Origin of the sequence: Nitrospira sp. ND1 (genome assembly GCF_900170025.1) — a bacterium.
Classification (GTDB): Bacteria; Nitrospirota; Nitrospiria; order Nitrospirales; family Nitrospiraceae; genus Nitrospira_A.
This window is the reverse complement of record NZ_FWEX01000006.1, coordinates 261,277-279,733: the sequence shown is the minus strand read 5'-3', so window position 1 is coordinate 279,733 and position 18,457 is coordinate 261,277. Positions and strand designations below refer to the sequence as shown.

The window sequence follows — 18,457 nt, the reverse complement described above, 5'->3', positions numbered from 1 at the left end:
GTCGTCGTCTATCGCCTATCGCAGTCAGCCAGCTTGCTTCAGCGCGCTTTTTGCAATTGCTGCAAATTTCCCGCATTGAGGCTAACGGGCCCTCCTCATATCCTTTGAGCGAGCACAGCACTCTGCACTTGGTGCAGATCCAGGATCCATCTGTCAGTCGCATCGAGATCTCCGTGGGTGTTCTGTCACCCGTTACACCCGGTCCCCGACGGGATCCCACTCATGGTCGCGTTCCACCGCGCCGATCAAGCGTTCGAAAATATCGGGAATGGCGCCGGTGACCCGGCTCCAATTGGAGATCATCGGCACCCCGAGCGGATCGTCCAGAAACGCTTCCGTGGCGATCTTCATGCCCTTGAGAAAGACTTCGACGGCCATTCGCTCTTCATGCCGGTCGAACTGCAGGCTGTTGATGGCCGCATCATTCTGATAGCGGGTGATCGCTTCCTGCGCGGTCTGTAGATACGTGGCTCGTAGGGTTTTCAACACGGCTTCCGACAGCACCACGCCTTCACTCGCGAGGTTTCTGAAGAGAGACTTGGTGATATCCACGCACATTTTCTGCAGCCCTTGCTCGGCGTTGTCGGCCGACAGGCTCTGGTGTTTGTGTTCGTAGGCGTCGGCAATATCGGCCTGGCAGATCCGCCTGAGCGCGCAGTTGCGATAGATCTCGGAGAGGACTCCGACTTCCAGTCCCCAGTCGCCGGGTACCCGGTTGATCCAGGCAAGATCCCGCACCATGGCGAACTCACCGGCCAGGGGATAACGAAAACTATCCAGGAAGGTCAGCAACGGATGCGATCCGGCCACCTGTTGGAGGCTTCGGATCAGCGGCGTGAGATACAGCCTGGTGACACGGCCGTGGAGGCGATTTGTGACCCGGCTGTAATAGCCCTTGCAGAACTCGTAGCCGAGGTTGGTGTTGACGATCGGATAACAGAGTCGCGCGAGATATTCCCGGTTGTAGCTGAGAATGTCGCAGTCGTGGAGCGCGATCACGTTGCTTTGGCCGCGGGCCAAGACGTAGCCGAATGCCATCCAACAGCCCCGGCCCTTGCCTTGCAGCCCGGTGTCGATTTCAGTGTTCGCCAGCAGCTTGAGGATGTCCTGAATCCCTGCCCCGTCGTTCCACACGATCCGGACCCGCTGCGGCAGCACCGAAAAGAATTGTTTAGCCAGCCGGAACTCCAGAGCTGAGGCGCGATCCAGAGAGATCACGATTTCATTGACGTACCGGATGTCTTTCAGCACCTGCACGATGTGCTTCAGCGCGGGGTTCTCAAGTTCCGAATACAGCGAAGGCAGGACGAGGGCAATCGGGTTGCTCGCCGCGTGTCGTTCCAGTTCCTTTTCGAGTTGCTCAAGATTGGAGGCGCCCAGACGGTGCAAGACCGTCACGAGCCCGTTCTGATGAAAATCCGACATATTCCCTCCTGTGTCGGGTTTGGAGCGGATGATAGAAAGCAAATGACCAGTGCGGCAGGGAGGCGCCCTCCACACGAGAGGCGGACACTCACCGTGCCGGGTGGTTGAATTTGCTGAGGGGAGAGCGCGACTACTGAGCCGGAGGCATCGCCTTGCTGGTCACGACCGACTTCACGATCTTGGCTCGCTTCACAGACTCCAGGAAGCGGTCCGGAGGTTCCGGATTCGGCAAGTTCACTTCAACGGAATACCAGCCCGACTTCATCGGTCCCTTTTTGATGCCGTTCAGTTCCTGGACCAGATCCTCAATGCTCTTCTCGGTCGTGCCGTCTTGAAACGCCACCCAGAACATAAAGGCCTGACGGTCTGCCTCCCGGATGTTATCCGCGACCGGGGTCGCCATGGGCGCTTCCTTCGGCAGGTCTCCCTTGGCCACGACGGTCGGTTTGGGCGTCGCGTTGGCTTTGGCGACTTCGAGCGAGGTGAGCGCCAGCCGGGCATGTAACTCCCGATTGCGGCTTTCCAGCAGGGCGACCTGCTTGATCAGGGTTTCATTGACCGACTTGATCGACCTCAGATCCTGCCGCACGAGGTCGCGGTCGGCTTCCACCGCATTGACCGCGACGCGCAGGCCGGTTTCGACTTCCTGGGCGACATCGGTCTTGACTGTCTTGAGGTCTTCCTGGACGGAGACGACTTGTGTGTTGAGTTTCTGTTGTGCATGGGCGACGGTATCGAGGAGGGCATTCAGCTGGGCGATCCGGTCCTGCTCCGACCGGGACATCGCCACGGCTGACGCCTGCGCCTCAACCAGTTGCGCCAGTTGCTGGTGCACACGATCAATCTGCTCCTGTGTGGATTGCCTGGCCGCCAGCTCTTCTTCAAGCTGATGCGCCCGGTCTTCAGCGTTGAGCCAGGTTGGAATCCGTTCAGCCAACAGCGCCACGACTCCCACGGCTAGCACGATCTGCGCGAAGGCCGTCGTCATGGTCCAGACGGGAGTTCTGCTTGAAGCGGGTGCGGTGGTTGCTGAGGAGAGTCCGATCGACGTTGCCAGGTGAGACCACCATCCGGGGGCGGCCGCGTACTGGAGTCGAAGCGACCCGCCGTCGAAATGGTTCTGGACCTGAATGGCGACGCTGCCTTTTCTGACGGGAACGCGAACACTTTTCTGGCCGGCTTCGGGCGCGACGCACCCTCCGACCAGCACACCGGACTCGCTCCGGATCTCAAGGTGTTGAATACTCCGCTCACGGGCCGTGTAGGAGAAGGACGGGTCGGTGTGGGCGCAATTCAGCGTCCCGACGCGCTCGTGGTTGACCAGTACCTGGAGGAATTCAGGACGTTCCTCCCCCGCGCGCCGCGGCTGGTCGTCCAGGGCGTCAAGCAGATGTGCGCGATAGTCGTTGAGCTCTGGTGTTTCCATGGTGCCGTCCCCCCCGATCCCCTCCAAAGAGAGCCAAGACGCCTCCCTTTTTCAGCGGATGTATATGGAGATTGACCTGCGGCTTCAACCCGCTGCTGACCTCGGCTTGCCGGCGATCTGCGACTTCCAGGAAGCAGTCGCGGCAAAAGGCCAAATGCCAGACGCGGTAGTCGTGGCCGTAGTCATCGTGAAATAGTTGACCCCACTTCTGTTCAGACAGGCAGGGGTAATGCTCCGGTTCGCTCTTTCGATAATGCGACTGCAAGACCGGCATCAGCCGGTCGACTTCATGGTTCAGGTGGTCGGGTCTGGTGCGTAATTCCTGCTCCAGTACTTCGATTTCCGATCCACTTAACCCGGTTTCGTTCATCGTGCGTTGCCACCCCGTTTGGCGCCACCGCTCGAAGTTCTTATAGACCCGCTGGCTTTCGGCCTGTCCGAACCCTAACAACTTCACCACATGGGCCTGACTGAAGCCATAGAAGTGATAGAACAGGGCGATCAGGGCGTCGCGGCTGACCACAGCGCGAGAGGCCAGCCCATCGAGAAAGCGTCCCACCGGCGTCAGGAGCTCCTTGTGATAACAGAGCGGGTCCGGCTGACTGAACGATTTGGCGATCAGGCTATCCAGGAGGAAGAAGGGACGGCAGGGCACTTCGGTACGACCGAAGACCACGAACCGCTCCACCAACTCATACCCCCAGCGCAGCGCCAGCTTCTCATGCGTGATGTCGTCGCCCCATTGATTGGTTTCACGGAGAAAGCGCTTGGTTTGACCCGTGGCGCGATCCAACAATTCCGGCAGCGACTTGGCGACCAACTCGTCGAACTCTCGTTCCGTGGTGACGACATTGTTCAGTCGTGCAGAGAAGATTTGACCGTCTCGCATGGACTTTCCATCCGGCAGCTTCGTCGACATAGTGGCGAATTCCCCGTCAAATGACAATTCGACAAGTACGCCCCTAGAAGACCACATTTGTCTACGGAGGGTCAATGGGTGCGGTGGCCGCAACGCCGCACTGTATCAGCGTGAAACAGGTGTCCGGAGGTGGGGTGCGAGGCCCTCCGGTCAGAGGGCCTGAGGAGCAAAAGAATCGTGCTGCGCGCAGGGGTTAGGGGCGGTCGGTCGAGAGCCGCTTCGCTAGCCGCCGCGCCAACCGCATCATGGCCGGCGAGCGGTCGGCCGGATCGAGCAACACATTGATGACATGGGGTTGGCTGGGATCCGCGAGTGCCTTGCCCAGGGTCTGGACGAATTCCCCGTGGGTGGCCACCCGGGAGCCCTGACCGCCGCCGATCAGCTCGCAGATCCGTTCATATCGCCACTCGTGGATGTCGTTGAAGGGGCCTTCCAGAATTTCGCGCTCGGTCGAATAGCCGTGGTTGTTCAGGACGATTACAACCGGTGCTTGTTTGTAGCGCACGGCCGTCGAGAGCTCCGATCCGGTCATTTGAAAGGCGCCGTCTCCTACCAGCACGATCGGCCGCAGCGACGGGTCGGCGAAACCGGCGCCGATGGCAGCCGGGACCGCGAATCCCATTGATGTGTAGTAGGCGGGGGACAAAAATTCGAAGCGGCGGTGTACGTGGAGATCGACGGAAGCAAAGAGTGATTCGCCCACGTCGGCAATGACGAGGGTTTTCTCATGAAGCACGGTATCGAGGTGACGAAACACTCCCTGCAGACTGACGGACGCCTGCGCCGGCGGCATGGGCTCTTCGGGCTTGTACGGAGCCGGCAATTGCGGGGTTGGAAATGAAGGGAGCGAGGCCGCGGCCAGTCCCTTCACGAAATCCTCGAACAGAATGGAGTCATACCGGTGATGCTTGATGGCGACACGATCCGCCGTGGCATGGATGGTATGGCCGTCAGAAAAGAGGGCGCTGTGCGCATCCAGGTCCTCCACGTCGGATAGGATGGAGCCCAGGATGAGCAGGCAATCGGTCTGATTGACGAATTCCTTCACTTCATCGCGTGCGACGAGTCCGCTATACACGCCGACATAGAGCGGATGATCTTCGCGAATGATGGACTTGCCGAGGAGCGTCGAGGCGATCGGCACATTCAGGCGCTCGACCAGGCTCGTCAATTCGTCATGGAGCCCGAAGCGGCCCACTTCGGCGCCGGCCAGAATCACCGGGCATTTGGCCGACTCCAACATGGTACGTACTTCATTCAAAGCTTCGCTCAGCGCTGCGCGGTCGGTCGGCTCGCCCTGGGTCTGATGTTTGTGCGACGTTTGGGCCAACGGCACGTGCACCATGTCGCGCGGAATTTCGAGATAGATCGGGCGGCGATACCGGAGCAGGGCCGCGAAGGCGCGATCCATCTCACGTTCGGCGGTGACGGGGTCTTCCAGGCTTACGGCCGCCACGGTCATTTTTTCGAAGACTTCCCGCTGCGTCGAAAACTCGCGCACCATGTGGTGCAGGTAGGGGTTACGGGCACGTTCCGACAATCCGGGGGAGCCGGTCAGCAACACGACGGGAGATCGTTCCGCATAGGCGCAGGCGATGGCGTTGACGGTATTGAGACCGCCGACGCAGTAGGTGACACAGAGGGCGCCGATCCCGTTGATGCGTGCATAGGCGTCGGCCGCAAACCCCGCACAGTCTTCCCGCGTGGTGGCCACGTGTTGGATGGGAGAAGACTCCATCAATTTGTAAAGGCCGAGGACGTAGTCGCCGGGGATGCCGAACATGTGACGGACTCCGAGCCGGTGGAGCCGATCCAGGACTGCTGTTCCGATCGTCTGTATGGTCATGGTGCCTCGGCTGTCGAGTGAGAGGTCGTGAATTTGCGTACTGTCCGCCCGTCTTCCTGCAGCAAACCATAGGTGGTAGGGAAGGTCAAGCACAGGAGCGATCGTCACATCGGCATGCTGCCTGCCCACTGTCCGGTTGCTTCGCGGGTTGATTTCAGGCACCCTCGTGAGCCATTTCACCATCGTCGAATCAAACAGCTTATACGGGACGTAACCATTACCATGACACAGCTTGTGACCGGTTCTACTGCCAAAGTCCGACTGACCGCCGAACGTGAAGGGCCGCGCTACTACGGGCACCTGTGGGTGTTCGACAGCAATGTGGCCGACGTGCTGGGCACACCGGCTGCCGGGGACCTTGTCGATGTGTACACCCATCAGAAACGGTTTTTCGGCCGCGGCCTCTTCAATCCCCATTCCAAGATTCGCATCCGTATGCTCACGTTTCAGGAGGAGCCGATCGACGAGGAGTTTTTTGCCGCGCGTCTCCGTGCCGCGGCGGCTCTTCGCCGGACGGTCGCGCCCCATGCCACGGCCTGCCGCCTCGTGCATGGTGAAAGCGATCTCCTGCCGGGCCTGGTCGTGGACCGGTTTGCAGATGTGGCGGTGATGCAGACCCTGGGGTACGGCATGGATGTGCGAAAGGAACTGTTGGGCGAGTTGCTGGTGCAGGAAGCGGGCGTTAAAACGGTGTACCTCCGCAATGATGCCAAGAGCCGCACACTGGAAGGGCTGCCTTTGTCAAAAGGATTTCTGCGCGGTGAGGGTGCCACGACGGTAAACATTCACGAGGGGAAGGCCCAGTTTACGGTCGATATTGCGGAGGGGCAGAAGACCGGCTGGTTCTGCGATCAACGGGAAAACCGGATCGCCGCGGCCCTCTTCGCAAAAGGGAAAACCGTGTTGGAAGCCTTTTGCCACACCGGCGGGTTCGGCATTCAGGCTGCGCTGACCGGAGCGCAGTCGGTGGAGGGGTTGGATGTGAGCGCGGCGGCCGTAGCGTTGGCACAGGCGCATGCGGAGCAGAACCAGGTGGCGGCTCGTTGTCGCTATCGCCAGGCCGATGCCTTTGAAGAGTTGCGTCTGTTGGAGCGTAACGGCCAACGGTACGACCTGGTCATTCTCGATCCACCGGCGTTCGCGCGTAGCAAGAAGGCGGTGCCGCATGCCATCGCCGGGTACAAGGAAGTGAATTTGCGCGGCCTTCGTCTGCTTCAGCCGGGGGGCGTGCTGGTGACCTGTTCCTGCTCGCAGCCGATCACGGACGAGGACTTCTGGAAGATGCTGCAGGCGGCCGCTCGGGATGCGCGCCGGCAGATCAGGCTCCTTGAACAACGTGGACAGGGTCCGGACCATCCGGTGCTTGCGGGCATGCCGGAAACGCGCTATCTCAAATGCTACCTCGTGCAGGTGTTCTGAGGGGATGATGCTTGAGCAGGATGCGCCAACGGAGCCGGTAGACGCGCCGCTCGTTCCCGCCTCGGTCACGCTGCCGGAAATCACACTGAAAGCGGTCGTCCTGTCGATTCTGCTGGCCGCCGTGCTGGCCGGAGCCAACGCCTATTTGGGCCTGTTTGCCGGCATGACGGTGTCCGCCTCCATTCCAGCCGCCGTCGTCTCCATGGCGGTGCTGCGTCTCTTCCGTCAGTCGAATATTCTCGAAAACAATATCGTGCAAACCGCCGCCTCCTCAGGCGAAGCGTTGGCGGCCGGGGTGATCTTTACCATTCCGGGGCTGGTCCTGATCGGCTACTGGACCTCTTTTGACTACTGGCACACGTTCACGGTGTCGCTCGTCGGAGGGGTACTCGGGGTGTTGTTCACCATTCCATTGCGCCGCGCCCTGATTATCCACGCCAGGCTGCGATTTCCCGAAGGGGTTGCGACGGCGGAAGTCCTGAAGGTCGGAGCCTCGTCGGATGCCGGTGCCGGCGGCCGGGTTCGCCTATTGTTGGGCGCTGCGGCGCTGGGTGGCGGGTTCAAGTTTGCCGAGGGAGGTTTGAAACTCTGGAGCGAGTCGCTGGAAGGGGCCGTTCAACTTGGGCGTTCGACGTTGTACGGAGGGCTGAACCTGTCACCGGCCTTGGTGGCAGTCGGATACATCATCGGGCTCAACACGGCCGTCGTGGTCTTTTTCGGCGGGGCAATCGGCTGGTTAATTCTGCTGCCGCTGTACCAGGCGATCATCGGTTCGCCGGAGGGATTGGTCGGCGTGGGCGCGGCGAAAGCGACGTGGAGCGGGCAGATTCGCTACATCGGCATCGGGGCTATGCTGGTGGGGGGAGTCTGGACCCTGTTTCAAGTACGGGGCCCGATTTTGCAGAGTCTGCGTCAACTCCTGGCGCTGTACGGCGCTCGCAACCAATCTGATGGGCAATCGGAACTTCTGCGCACTGAGCGGGATGCGGGAGTCGTCTGGCTGATCGGGCTGACGGTGGCGGCACTGGTTCCCATGGTGCTGTTGTATCAAGGCCTGTTGAATCACAATCTGTGGGGCGGCATCGGGTTGACCCTGCTCATGGTCGTGACGGCGTTTCTCTTTTCTGCCGTGGCTGGGTACATGGCTGGTTTGGTCGGCAGCTCAAGCAATCCGGTGTCCGGTGTGACGATCGCTACCATTATGCTCGCGTCATTGCTCCTGCTGGGGATTCTTGGGAAGGGCAATCCGGCCGGTCCGGCTGCGGCTTTGCTGGTGGGGGCGGTCGTCTGCTGCGCCGCGGCGATGGGCGGCGACAATTTGCAGGATTTGAAAACCGGGCACGTCGTCGGTGCGACCCCGTGGAAGCAACAGGTGATGCAGGTCATCGGCGTGGCGACCGGCGCGGTTGTCATTGTGCCGGTGCTGTCCCTGCTGCAGGCGAAATATGGAATCGGTGAAGTAACGGCCGCCCATCCCCATCCGCTCTCGGCACCACAGGCCACTCTCATGGCCAATCTTGCCAATGGAGTGTTCGGCGGTTCCTTACCCTGGCATCTGGTGGGCGTGGGGATGGTGCTGGGAGTCGTCGTGATCGGTCTCGACTTGCGGCAGGCACGACGGGGTGCCGCCCTTCGTTTCCCTGTCCTGGCGGTGGCGCTTGGTATGTACCTGCCGCTTAAGTTGTCGGCGACGATTTTGTTCGGTGGTTTGTTGGCCGAGTATGTACGGGCCGCCGGGAAATCTTCCGATGTTCCGACGGAAGATCGAGGTCTGCTGTGCGCCGCTGGTTTAGTCACAGGTGAAGCGCTGGTCGGGATCCTGTTGGCGCTTCCCATTGCCCTCAGTTCGATCTGGCCGTCACTCTCGGGAGATCCGTTTCAATTGTTTGCCGATCCGCCGCTTGGTGGATGGCCGGGGCTCGCTGCACTGATTGTGGTGGGGTTGCTGCTGGTGCGTGCCGCCCGGTCGGCCGGACAAAAAGATTCAGCGACTGTTCATCGACACTGATGGTGTGGGACGGTGTAGAGGTGGTCGGCGAGGGGGCGCTAATCGCTGGGTGGTTCGAAATGTCCCGGTGGTCGTGATTGCCAGGGGACCGTCGCCTGCTTGGATTGTTTCACGAGGCTTCGCAGGCTCACCTCTGCGGCGCGTAGGAGTTTAGGGTCGCTGCTTTGCATGAGCGTCGTCAGGAGGACGTATAGCGACCGGTCATGTCCGGCCGCCACGAGAATTCTCTCCAGGACGGGATCGGCTCCGGTCAATGTGGCGAGGGGGGCCGGCTCATCGTCATCGTCTTTACACAGCAGGTCTAAATCCGTGGGGTGGATAAAGAGCCAGGGGAGGGGAATCTTGAGTGCGCCGGCCAACGCTTCCAGGGTGGAGGCCGGAGGATCGGCCTGTTCCGATTCCAGCGCTTCCAGCACCGAGGCTGTGATCCCGGCTCGTTCTGCGAGCGCCTGCTCGGAGCACTTTTGCGAGATCCGCCAGGCGCGAATGAGAGTGCCAACGTTCGGCATGGACGGATCTTACTGTATCCCTTTCCCGGTCTGCAACGGCGCATTTTCGAGGCTCATCCGATACTTGCCTGTAACATCAACGTGTTACGATCCATTCTCCTAGGTAGAACAAAGCCGCTCAAATCGGGTAGAATGAGGCGTTCTAATTGTTGTCTCGAGCGAGGAGGATCAGCCGATGTTAGGAACCGACATTCGCGGCATTATGGCCGAAGAGGAAGAAGTCCAGCGGCGGCAGGAAGCCTTGCAGTCATTGATGTCGATGCGCGAGAAGCTGCTGCGTGAATCGTTGGAAGCGCGAATCAAGCGGGCGCGTGGAACGGGAGACTGGACGAACCTGTCGCCTGCGGAATGTGCCAATATTTACAAGGAAGAGCGCGTTCATCTTCGTGCTCAGCTGGAGCGATTGAAGGCCGAGCGGGATCGGACCCGCGGCAAGCTGTCGGCGCTCAAGCGAGCGAAGGTTCGTGCGCAACGCATTCGCGCGGCGGAAGCGGCTTCCGGTAAGAAACGCAAATAGGTCGATGTCGGGGAGGCCTTGCCTGTTCAGTAAGGCCTCCTCGCAGTGTCGCAGACTTTGGGTAACTGTTGACCTCCTCACCTCGCACCGTTTCTCGCAACTTTCTCTCCCACATACGGGATGTCGTCAAGACGAAGCGTACGCGTGACCGCGAACGGGTCTTCGTGCTCGAAGGCACCAAACCCATCCTCGAATTGTTGCAGTCGGCACCTCAACACATCGTCTGCCTCGTCGTCACCCCCACGTTTCTCGAACGACAACCGCCGGAAGTCGCGCAGCAGATGGTCAGCAGCGGGTGTACCGTCCACAGCTGTCCGGAACACCAGTTGGCCCAATTGTCCGATGTCGAAACCTCCAGCGGCGTGCTGGCCATCGTTCATCAGCCGACCTGGAACCAGTCGGCCATACTGGCGCAACCGAAAATTTTCGGCCTCTACGGGGACATGCTGCAGGACCCGACGAATATGGGGACGATCATTCGAACTGCGGCGGGACTCAATGTGAGTGCCTTGTGGCTGGCACCCCACTCCGTCGATGTGTTCAATCCAAAAGTCGTGCGGGCGACCGCAGGCGCGTTGTTTCAGCTGCCCATCTTTCCCCACACCAGCCTCGAAGAACTGCAGAACCTGGATTGCGTGATCATGGCCGCCGACGCCGGAACCAGTGAGGGCTGCGTGCCCATCCGGGCGATTCGGAGTATTCCTGCGCGAACGGTGCTGGCGATCGGCAGCGAGAGTCGGGGCCTGTCTGAACCGGTTCTGGACGCCGCCACCGTGCGATTTACCATCCCGTTGAAACCGGGGGTCGAATCTCTCAATGCCGCGGCGGCGACAGCCATCGCACTCTTCCAATTGTCAGGATTGCCGGTTGAGGGCGGGAAAGCCTGACGCCGAACGATCTGTGTGCCGAGCTTCTGTTTCTTCCCGGTATTCCTCCTGCTCTTCCCTTTCATCCTCTTGCTGCTTCCAATTGATTGCTGCGCTGATAGACGTAGGATTTCACCAGCACTTCATGCGGATCTCCCCATTCATGCGCCCATCGACTCCTTCCTTTTTCTCTGCTGTTTCATTTACGATGCCTTGAGATCTGTGACCTTGAGGTGGAGCGAGTAGAGATGAAGGCGAAGACGACATTTCATTGCCAGGCCTGCGGCCATCAGGCGCTGCGATGGCTTGGGCGTTGCCCCGATTGTGGAGGCTGGAACACGCTCAAGGAAGAGCGATTGCCGGCTGCCCCCAAAGGCCGCCAGGGTATGCCCAAAACAGCCATGGCCGTGGCCACGCCGATCTCCGATATCGAAATCGTCGGCGAACCCAGGCACAGCACGGGCATGGGGGAGTTCGACCGTGTGTTGGGCGGTGGTGTGGTGCAAGGCTCGGTGATGCTGATCGGGGGCGATCCCGGCATCGGCAAGACCACGTTACTCTTGCAGGCATTGCCGCTGCTTGCGGCGCCGGGTGAGCAGGTTCTGTACGTCTCCGGCGAGGAGTCTCCCCGGCAGATCAAGATGCGGGGGCAACGTCTGGGCATCGACGGCAAACATCTGCTGATTCTCGGGGAGACCAGTCTCGAACAGATCTTAAAGGCCATCCAGGAAATCCAGCCGGCGGCCGTGGTGGTGGATTCGATTCAGACGGTCTACACCGAGCAGCTCACCTCGGCGCCGGGCAGCATCAGCCAGGTGCAGGAAGTGGCCGGGCAGCTGATGTGGTTCGCCAAGCGCAGCAACGTGCCGGTGTTCATCATCGGGCATGTCACGAAGGAAGGTGCCATCGCCGGACCGCGCTTGCTGGAACACATTGTCGATACGGTACTGTATTTCGAAGGGGATAAGAGCCACAGTTTCAGGATTCTGCGAGCGGTAAAAAATCGCTTCGGATCGACGAACGAGATCGGCGTCTTTGAAATGAAGGATGGCGGCTTGGAGGAAGTCAGTAACCCCTCCGAATTGTTTCTGGCCGAGCGGCCGCAACGCAGTACCGGCTCGGTGGTGGTGTCCAGCCTGGAAGGGACGCGGCCGATCCTGGTGGAACTGCAGGCGTTGGTCTCGGGGACCAATTATCCCATGCCCAAGCGTATGGCCAATGGCGTGGAACCGAATCGGCTGTCGTTGCTGCTGGCCGTGATGGAGAAACGATTGGGCATGCACCTCTCAGGGCAGGACGTGTATGTGAATGTGGTCGGCGGGATCCACATCGACGAACCGGCCATTGATCTGGGCATTGTCGCCGCCGTCACGTCGAGTTTGCGGGAGAGTCCGATCGATTTTACGACGCTCGTCATGGGCGAAGTCGGACTGGGTGGTGAAGTCCGGGCGATCAGCCAGGCCGAGCTGCGGATTCGCGAAGCCGCCAAAATGGGATTCAAACGCTGTCTCCTGCCGGAGAGAAACGTCGCCAAGCTGGAACCGGTCGAAGGCATTGAGTTGATCGGCATTCATGAAGTCGGAGACGCGTTGGATGCAGTACTGGCGTGAAGCAAAAGGTGAAACGGTAGAGGTGACACGCAAGACTGCCTCGCTCGGTACGGTTGTTGTTCTGTTGTGTCTCTCGGTGCTCTCCGGCTGCGCGCTCTTCGGTCCGGCTGAGACCATCCAGCTCAAGCAGGCGACGGCTGAGCAGTTAACGGCACTCCTGCAGGAACAGGCCGGCGAGGTTCGTACGATCAAGGGGCTCTTCAGTGCAAAGATCACCGGCGGCATTCTGTCGATCGGCCAGCGTGTGCAAGGCACGGTGTTCTATCAACGTCCCAATGCCATCCGATTGCGCGGATTCTCTGCAGTGGGTAGCGAAATTTTCGAGTTTGTGCAGATCGAAGATCAATTCAAGCTTCGGTTACCGACCATGGGACGTGAGGTGACCGGCCGCCCGTCTGAGGCGGATCAACTCGGCCAACTGACGCGCCCTTTCCAACTGAGCGTCTGGGCGATGAGCGGGATCATCGGGACCCAGGTGGTCGGGCCTCACGAGTCGGTACGATTGACGGAGGACGGCAACCGGTATCGACTCGATGTGGTGACCGCGCCGGGCCTGAATGGCACGGCTCCGTTCGTGGCCAGGCGGATCTGGTTCGATCGTCGGAATTTGCTGGTTGTGCAGGAAGAGCGCCTGTCGCCGTCCGGTGACGTCGAAGCCACGATGCAATTCGATGATTATCGCGCGGTCGGCGGCGGGGTCGAGGCCGTATCGGCGGTGAACGGCCAGGCGCCTACAGCCGACAAGCGGATCATGCGCCCCTTCGCCATCCGGATGACCGACGGACAGGGATCGGGCAGTTTGCAGGTGACGTTTCACGAATTGGTGCCGAACGAACCGATCAAGCCCAGCGAGCTTGGGCGGGTATGAAGGCGAAACCGGTCAGGCATTTGCTGGCAATCGATACGGCCACGGCCTGGCAAAGTGTCGCGCTGCTTCAGGATGATCAGGTGCTGGCCCTGCTTGAACAGGATGCCGAAGGATCGCACGCGCGCTCGTTGATGGGCGCCATCGATCGTCTGTTGCGCGGGGCCGGACTTTCGTTGAAGGATCTTCAAGCATTGGCCGTGTCCATTGGCCCCGGCTCGTTCACCGGCCTGCGTGTGGGGCTTGCCACGATGTTGGGATTTCGTGCCGTGTTGGGCACTCCCATTGTGACGGTGCCGACCTTGGAAGCGATGGCCTGGAATCTGCGCGATGTGAAGGGTGTATTAGTGCCGGTCCTGAAGAGTCGGCACAATGAAGTGTATTGGGCCGCCTACGAATGGTTGCCTGGAACGGGTTTGCGAACTCACATCGCCGAGCAGGTCGGTCCTCCTGCTTCGGTGGCCCGGGCGTTACAAGCGGCCAAAGCCTGTACGTTGTTCGGCGACGGCTGGCAAGCCTATGAAAAGGACATCCGGGAGGCCGTTGAAGCGGCGGGCGGGCAGGTGCGAGAAGTCAGGCCGGAGCAACAACGCCCTTCAGCCGTGAGTGTCGGTCTCGCCGGGCGACAGCGTCTGGGGGCAGGGCAGGTTGCGGGACCGGAGCTGGTTCCCTGCTATGTTCAGCGCACGGAAGCGGAAGTGAAATTCGACGAGCAGCAGGGGGTGTCGGCTCTCGAACGGCGCCGGCAGCGGGTCGCCAGCAAATTAGCGCAGGGCCGTGGGAAACGCGGTCGAACCGACGCCGATCCGCAGCCGCGGAAGTAGGCAATGGCATTGGGAATTGAGTCGGATATGGCGTCAGATTCGGTGCTGATTGAACCGGCGACCGCTGAGGTTCTCGACGAGGTATTCGCCATCGAACAGGCTTGCTTCTCTGCCCCCTGGACGCGCAAAATGTTGGTAGCCGAGTTGTCCGGTAATCAATTTGCCCAGTTCCTTATCGCGAAGTGTCCTGACCCCGGGTCAGGGGCCTTCGTGGTTGCCGGGTATTTTTGCTATTGGATCGTGTTCGAGGAAGTGCGGTTGATGAACCTGGCTGTGCTCGCCCCGTTTCGACGGCAGGGTGTGGCGAGGCGGCTGGTCTGTACGGCATTGCGGGCCGGGTTGGAGCGTGGTGCCAGCCGGGCGATGCTGGAGGTGCGGGCCTCGAATCAGGAGGCGTTGACCCTCTACTATCGGTTGGGATTTCGTCAGACCGCCACGCGGACGCGGTATTATGTGAACCCTGACGAAGATGCGGTGCTGATGGAAATGGCGCCGCTCCAGTTAGGTCCCTTGTGCGAACGGTCGTAGGGCGATTCCGGGAGCCGGGCAACAGGACAGTCATCCACGAACGTATGTAGTCAACCAGGAGGTGCGACATGCAGACGGAGACGGCGATCACTGAACGGTTACGGCGGTCCAATACAGAATTCCGTGCGCTTGAAGAATCTCACCACCGCCTCGATGCCGAGTTAGCCGATTTACAAAAGCGGCATGTGCTCACGCCGGCGGAAGAAGTGCTGAAGAAGCAGTTGCAAAAAGAGAAGCTGGCCACCAAAGACAAAATAGCCGAATTCATTCGATCGTCGCGTTAGCGAAGATCTCCGGCTTTCCGTCCCGGTCGCATCCCGCCGCTGCTCGCATCGAGCCGGTGTGAGAGCCGAAGGCGCGGAAGGCCGGGTCGTTGATTCAGACAGGCAATGCTCGCACCACTGGCCGCCCATATTCAGTCGCTCAAGAAGCGGCTGCTGATCATCGTGGTGACCTTGGCGGTCGCGTTCGCCACGGCGTTTGCCTACTCCTCCGAGATGGTCGCCTGGCTCAATCGCCCGTTTCCCAATCAACTGGTGTTTTACGGGCCGACGGAAGCGCTGTTTGCGTCCATCAAAGTGTCGTTTCTGGCGGGGATCATCCTCAGCCTGCCCATGGTGTTTTACCAGTGCTGGAAGTTTATCGAACCGGCGTTGCTCCCCAAGGAGCAACGCTGGGCGATTCCCTTGTTCCTGCTGGCGGCGTTTCTGTTTGCGCTCGGCCTGGTCTTTTGTAACCTCGTCATTCTGCCGCTCGTCATCGACTTCTTCGTCAGCTTCGGTATGGATCGCGACATCACCCCCGCGCTCGGTGTAGGGACCTATATCGACTTCAATGTCAAATTTCTCCTGATCTTCGGCTGCGCCTTTGAACTGCCGCTGGTGCTGACTCTGTTGTCTCGCGTGGGGGTCGTCTCGGCCGCGGTGCTGGCGCACTATCGCAAACATGCCATCATGGCGGCGCTGATCATTTCGGCCATCGTGACCCCGGACGCGACGCTGTTTACCATGTTGTTGATGGCCGTCCCGCTCATGGTACTCTATGAGATCGGGATCATCGGGGCCAAGATCTTCGGGCGGGCCGCAGGGCCGGCTCCCGACATGAATTTGCCGCTCGATCCTGATATACCCATCGGCACGGCCGGTCATCGCGTCCGGTAATCCGGCGCCCACACTTTTGGAAGGATGATCATTCTATGCTGCGTCACATGCTGGTGTTGACGGCGTTTACACTCGGCGGTCTGCAGGGGTTCGCGCATGCGGCATCTTTCCCGGGCGGGAGCGAGGGCGGTGCTCCGTTGAATCTGGAGCAGGGGCATCCGGGGCAGGAACCGGGCGCCTCCGCCGATATCGGCAATACGAGTATTCAGGCCCTCACGGCCGGCTCCGGAGGAGTGATTTATGCCGGTTCCTTCGGCATGGGCATTTTTCGCAGCGCCGATCGTGGCGGGTCCTGGACGTCGGCCAACCAGGGATTGACCGATCCCTTCGTGCTCTGTCTCACCACCGGCAAGGACGGCGCGATCTACGCGGGTACGTTTCGCGGCGGCGTCTTCCGGTCGCGTGACGGGGGCAAGATCTGGCAGCCGGTCAACAAGGGCCTCAAGCGTCTGGAGATCAAAGCCTTGATGATGGATGCCAAGGGGCTTTATGCCGGAACCGGGGACGGCGTCTATCTGTTGAATGCCGCGCAGGATCAATGGAAGGTCGTGTCCACCGGTTTGGATGAGATTCTGGTGCACGCGCTGGCCAGGACCGACGATGGGACCCTCTACGCAGGCACCTCCGGGAAGGGCGTGCATAGTTATAAGGAGCGGTCGACCGGATGGACGCGGTTGCGGCAAGGGCTGCGCGACCACGAGGGATTGGTCGAAAATTTTATCCGGGTGTTGGCCGTGGATAAGGAACAGGGTGTCTATGCCGGCACGTTCGACGGAGGTGTCTTCCGCAGCGGCGATGCGGGCAAAACCTGGTCGCCGATCAGCCGGGCCTTGCCGAACGATTCGATCCGCGGTTTGATCAGCAATGAGCGCGGCGTCTATGTCGCCACGGGCCGGGGAATCTTCAAGACCGTCGACAAGGGGCGGCAATGGGTTCCCTTGAACAAGGGGCTCAGCAATCTGTCGGTGCAAGTGTTGATCGAAGGTGAAAAAGGGGGCTTCTACGCCGGCACCAGTTCGGGGGTCTTTCGCAGCGATGACGATGGCCTCACCTGGACGGCGGTCAGCCAGGGATTGGAAGGGGAGAGTGTTGCGCCCTTCAAGTTTAACTGAGTAGGAAAGGATACGAGATGACGGCACAAGCGGGTTCACCGGTAGCGACCATTTCTGTCACATCCAAGAACGAGCCATGGGGCGAGATCGTGCTGCGTTTGTTTCCCGACGTGGCGCCCGGTCATGTGAAGAACTTCGTAGATCTGGCGAAGAAGGGCTTCTACAACGGCACGACGTTTCACCGGGTGATCCCCGGGTTCATGATTCAGGGCGGCGATCCCAATAGCAAGAATCCGGACCGCGCGTCGCATGGAATGGGTGGTCCAGGGCACAACGTGAAGGCGGAGTTCAACAGCAAGCCGCACAAGCGAGGGACCCTGTCCATGGCGCGCGCCAACGATCCGGACAGCGCGGGCTCGCAGTTTTTTATCTGCGTCAACGACGCCAACTTTCTGGACTGGCAGTATACGGTCTTCGGTGAAGTGCAAAGCGGACTGGACGTGGTCGACAAAGTGGTCGGCTCCAAGCGCGACGGGCGGGATAACCCGCTGGAGCGCGTCGAAATGACCGTCACTATTACCGAGTGATGGCCGTGAAACGTAAAAAGTAACACGTACGACGTGAAGAGGGAAAACTCAAAGAAAGAGGGGCGGGTCGGCCGACGTTTCGCGTTTCACGTTTCACGGATGACTGTGTTTGCCGCAGCGGCCTTGGCCGCTGCGGGGTGCGCCATTCCCCAGGTCCCCTCGCGGACCGTCTACGAAGATCCCGTCAATTTTGTCCGCTTGGAGTTGGATGCCAATGTGCTGCCGGAGTGGCCGCCTGGTCATTTCACGCATCCGGCCCAGTTCTCTCACGACCAGGTGCGTCGCGTTCTGATGGGCCTTACGGTCCAGGAGCACCAGGCTTCGATCCAGCGCTGGATTTCAGGGGACTCGATCCGGTTGCCGATGTTTCGGGATGGGGAGATCGCGATTCTGGTCCCGCAGTTGGTCGAAGCGTTACGGTTGGCGCGGGAGAATGAGCGGGTCACCTATTACCTGAGTCAGCCGCAGACGTCGGTCAAGCGGATCATCACGTCAGGCGGGCTCTACGTGAGGGGGACTGAACTGCACTTTATTTTGGGAAATTGGCAAACCGTGTACGGTATTCCGGCCTACGGCATGATTTACGATCGCCGCTACCCCATGAATCCCATCGTCTCCAAAGGCTTCGACCTGTTTTTCGATCTCGACCAGGCCATGGTGATTCAGAGTACCAGCATCTGGGACTGGCTCCTCGCCAACTCCAAAGACGAACTGGTGATCGACCTTGCCAGAGTCTTCCCCGGCCAACCGGTCTAGCCCGGACTATTCCTGACCGCCCGCTCCGTCGTCCGATCCTCTCGCCCGGCGGCCCTCGGACTCACACGCCTCGCGAAGGTATCCATGAATAATCCTGGCTAGAAGCCCAAAACACGCGTCCATCGTGAAGCGGGAAGAAA

18 protein-coding genes are annotated in these 18,457 nt (G+C 60.3%); 13 read left to right on the top strand and 5 right to left on the bottom strand.

All coding sequences use genetic code 11. The features are described 5' to 3' along the window. Nucleotides 1-192: 192 nt before the first annotated feature. The 4 genes from NSND_RS05810 to NSND_RS05795 form a co-directional block, all read right to left on the bottom strand. Nucleotides 193-1,425, bottom strand: a complete 1,233-nt coding sequence (locus NSND_RS05810) for a glycosyltransferase family protein (protein ID WP_080878092.1) — start codon at nucleotides 1,423-1,425, stop codon at nucleotides 193-195. Between the two features lie 130 nt (nucleotides 1,426-1,555). Further along, a complete protein-coding gene (locus tag NSND_RS05805; RefSeq protein WP_080878091.1) occupies nucleotides 1,556-2,851 on the bottom strand; it encodes a hypothetical protein in 1,296 nt (431 codons plus the stop codon). Next, nucleotides 2,808-3,770, bottom strand: coding sequence for a hypothetical protein (locus NSND_RS05800; RefSeq protein ID WP_080878090.1), 963 nt, complete (start codon nucleotides 3,768-3,770; stop codon nucleotides 2,808-2,810). The genes NSND_RS05805 and NSND_RS05800 overlap by 44 nt, the downstream gene beginning before the upstream one ends. A gap of 193 nt (nucleotides 3,771-3,963) precedes the next feature. Continuing rightward, nucleotides 3,964-5,616 carry an alpha-keto acid decarboxylase family protein gene (locus NSND_RS05795; protein ID WP_080880823.1) on the bottom strand — a complete coding sequence of 551 codons (1,653 nt, stop codon included), beginning with the start codon at nucleotides 5,614-5,616 and terminating at the stop codon, nucleotides 3,964-3,966. A 222-nt stretch (nucleotides 5,617-5,838) separates the two neighbouring features. On the opposite strand from NSND_RS05795, the gene NSND_RS05790 reads away from it, so the two are divergent. Then, nucleotides 5,839-7,035, top strand: coding sequence for a class I SAM-dependent rRNA methyltransferase (locus NSND_RS05790; RefSeq protein ID WP_143833428.1), 1,197 nt, complete (start codon nucleotides 5,839-5,841; stop codon nucleotides 7,033-7,035). A 7-nt stretch (nucleotides 7,036-7,042) separates the two neighbouring features. Continuing rightward, complete coding sequence (locus tag NSND_RS05785; RefSeq protein ID WP_080880822.1) at nucleotides 7,043-9,043, top strand: OPT family oligopeptide transporter; 2,001 nt, start codon at nucleotides 7,043-7,045, stop codon at nucleotides 9,041-9,043. Between the two features lie 38 nt (nucleotides 9,044-9,081). On the opposite strand, the gene NSND_RS05780 is transcribed toward NSND_RS05785, so the two are convergent. After that, a complete protein-coding gene (locus tag NSND_RS05780) occupies nucleotides 9,082-9,552 on the bottom strand; it encodes a helix-turn-helix domain-containing protein (protein WP_080878088.1) in 471 nt (156 codons plus the stop codon). 175 nt (nucleotides 9,553-9,727) lie between these two features. On the opposite strand from NSND_RS05780, the gene NSND_RS05775 reads away from it, so the two are divergent. The 11 genes from NSND_RS05775 (at nucleotide 9,728) to NSND_RS05725 (ending at nucleotide 18,317) form a co-directional block, all read left to right on the top strand. After that, a complete protein-coding gene (locus NSND_RS05775; RefSeq protein ID WP_013248232.1) occupies nucleotides 9,728-10,069 on the top strand; it encodes a hypothetical protein in 342 nt (113 codons plus the stop codon). 68 nt (nucleotides 10,070-10,137) lie between these two features. Further along, complete coding sequence (locus NSND_RS05770; protein WP_080878087.1) at nucleotides 10,138-10,956, top strand: TrmH family RNA methyltransferase; 819 nt, start codon at nucleotides 10,138-10,140, stop codon at nucleotides 10,954-10,956. 227 nt (nucleotides 10,957-11,183) lie between these two features. Then, entirely contained in the window at nucleotides 11,184-12,545 is a 1,362-nt protein-coding gene (gene radA / locus NSND_RS05765; RefSeq protein WP_080878086.1) for a DNA repair protein RadA, read from the top strand. Further along, complete coding sequence (locus NSND_RS05760) at nucleotides 12,529-13,413, top strand: LolA-like protein (protein ID WP_080878085.1); 885 nt, start codon at nucleotides 12,529-12,531, stop codon at nucleotides 13,411-13,413. The genes radA and NSND_RS05760 overlap by 17 nt, the downstream gene beginning before the upstream one ends. After that, nucleotides 13,410-14,234 carry a tRNA (adenosine(37)-N6)-threonylcarbamoyltransferase complex dimerization subunit type 1 TsaB gene (tsaB, locus tag NSND_RS05755; RefSeq protein ID WP_080878084.1) on the top strand — a complete coding sequence of 275 codons (825 nt, stop codon included), beginning with the start codon at nucleotides 13,410-13,412 and terminating at the stop codon, nucleotides 14,232-14,234. Before NSND_RS05760 ends, tsaB begins: the two co-directional genes overlap by 4 nt. A 27-nt stretch (nucleotides 14,235-14,261) precedes the next feature. Continuing rightward, nucleotides 14,262-14,762, top strand: a complete 501-nt coding sequence (rimI, locus tag NSND_RS05750) for a ribosomal protein S18-alanine N-acetyltransferase (protein WP_159450650.1) — start codon at nucleotides 14,262-14,264, stop codon at nucleotides 14,760-14,762. A 68-nt stretch (nucleotides 14,763-14,830) separates the two neighbouring features. Continuing rightward, nucleotides 14,831-15,046 (top strand): YdcH family protein, encoded by a 216-nt coding sequence (locus tag NSND_RS05745; RefSeq protein ID WP_080878082.1) that lies wholly within the window; start codon nucleotides 14,831-14,833, stop codon nucleotides 15,044-15,046. Between the two features lie 105 nt (nucleotides 15,047-15,151). Then, entirely contained in the window at nucleotides 15,152-15,922 is a 771-nt protein-coding gene (gene tatC, locus NSND_RS05740) for a twin-arginine translocase subunit TatC (protein WP_080878081.1), read from the top strand. 35 nt (nucleotides 15,923-15,957) lie between these two features. Continuing rightward, the gene (locus NSND_RS05735; RefSeq protein WP_080878080.1) at nucleotides 15,958-17,034 is read left to right on the top strand and encodes a ligand-binding sensor domain-containing protein; all 1,077 of its coding nucleotides are present in this window, start codon (nucleotides 15,958-15,960) and stop codon (nucleotides 17,032-17,034) included. A 17-nt stretch (nucleotides 17,035-17,051) separates the two neighbouring features. Then, nucleotides 17,052-17,561 carry a peptidylprolyl isomerase gene (locus NSND_RS05730; RefSeq protein WP_080878079.1) on the top strand — a complete coding sequence of 170 codons (510 nt, stop codon included), beginning with the start codon at nucleotides 17,052-17,054 and terminating at the stop codon, nucleotides 17,559-17,561. A gap of 99 nt (nucleotides 17,562-17,660) precedes the next feature. Continuing rightward, the gene (locus tag NSND_RS05725; protein ID WP_143833425.1) at nucleotides 17,661-18,317 is read left to right on the top strand and encodes a hypothetical protein; all 657 of its coding nucleotides are present in this window, start codon (nucleotides 17,661-17,663) and stop codon (nucleotides 18,315-18,317) included. Nucleotides 18,318-18,457 lie beyond the last annotated feature (140 nt).

Excerpts from the sequence above, each read along its gene's own strand:
- NSND_RS05810 (WP_080878092.1), bottom strand. The coding sequence starts at position 1,425 with ATGTCGGATTTTCATCAGAACGGGCTCGTGACGGTCTTGCACCGTCTG.
- NSND_RS05805 (WP_080878091.1), bottom strand. The coding sequence starts at position 2,851 with ATGGAAACACCAGAGCTCAACGACTATCGCGCACATCTGCTTGACGCC.
- NSND_RS05800 (WP_080878090.1), bottom strand. The coding sequence starts at position 3,770 with ATGTCGACGAAGCTGCCGGATGGAAAGTCCATGCGAGACGGTCAAATC.
- NSND_RS05795 (WP_080880823.1), bottom strand. The coding sequence starts at position 5,616 with ATGACCATACAGACGATCGGAACAGCAGTCCTGGATCGGCTCCACCGG.
- NSND_RS05790 (WP_143833428.1), top strand. The coding sequence starts at position 5,839 with ATGACACAGCTTGTGACCGGTTCTACTGCCAAAGTCCGACTGACCGCC.
- NSND_RS05785 (WP_080880822.1), top strand. The coding sequence starts at position 7,043 with ATGCTTGAGCAGGATGCGCCAACGGAGCCGGTAGACGCGCCGCTCGTT.
- NSND_RS05780 (WP_080878088.1), bottom strand. The coding sequence starts at position 9,552 with ATGCCGAACGTTGGCACTCTCATTCGCGCCTGGCGGATCTCGCAAAAG.
- NSND_RS05775 (WP_013248232.1), top strand. The coding sequence starts at position 9,728 with ATGTTAGGAACCGACATTCGCGGCATTATGGCCGAAGAGGAAGAAGTC.
- radA (WP_080878086.1), top strand. The coding sequence starts at position 11,184 with ATGAAGGCGAAGACGACATTTCATTGCCAGGCCTGCGGCCATCAGGCG.
- NSND_RS05760 (WP_080878085.1), top strand. The coding sequence starts at position 12,529 with ATGCAGTACTGGCGTGAAGCAAAAGGTGAAACGGTAGAGGTGACACGC.
- tsaB (WP_080878084.1), top strand. The coding sequence starts at position 13,410 with ATGAAGGCGAAACCGGTCAGGCATTTGCTGGCAATCGATACGGCCACG.
- rimI (WP_159450650.1), top strand. The coding sequence starts at position 14,262 with ATGGCGTCAGATTCGGTGCTGATTGAACCGGCGACCGCTGAGGTTCTC.
- NSND_RS05745 (WP_080878082.1), top strand. The coding sequence starts at position 14,831 with ATGCAGACGGAGACGGCGATCACTGAACGGTTACGGCGGTCCAATACA.
- tatC (WP_080878081.1), top strand. The coding sequence starts at position 15,152 with ATGCTCGCACCACTGGCCGCCCATATTCAGTCGCTCAAGAAGCGGCTG.
- NSND_RS05735 (WP_080878080.1), top strand. The coding sequence starts at position 15,958 with ATGCTGCGTCACATGCTGGTGTTGACGGCGTTTACACTCGGCGGTCTG.
- NSND_RS05730 (WP_080878079.1), top strand. The coding sequence starts at position 17,052 with ATGACGGCACAAGCGGGTTCACCGGTAGCGACCATTTCTGTCACATCC.
- NSND_RS05725 (WP_143833425.1), top strand. The coding sequence starts at position 17,661 with ATGACTGTGTTTGCCGCAGCGGCCTTGGCCGCTGCGGGGTGCGCCATT.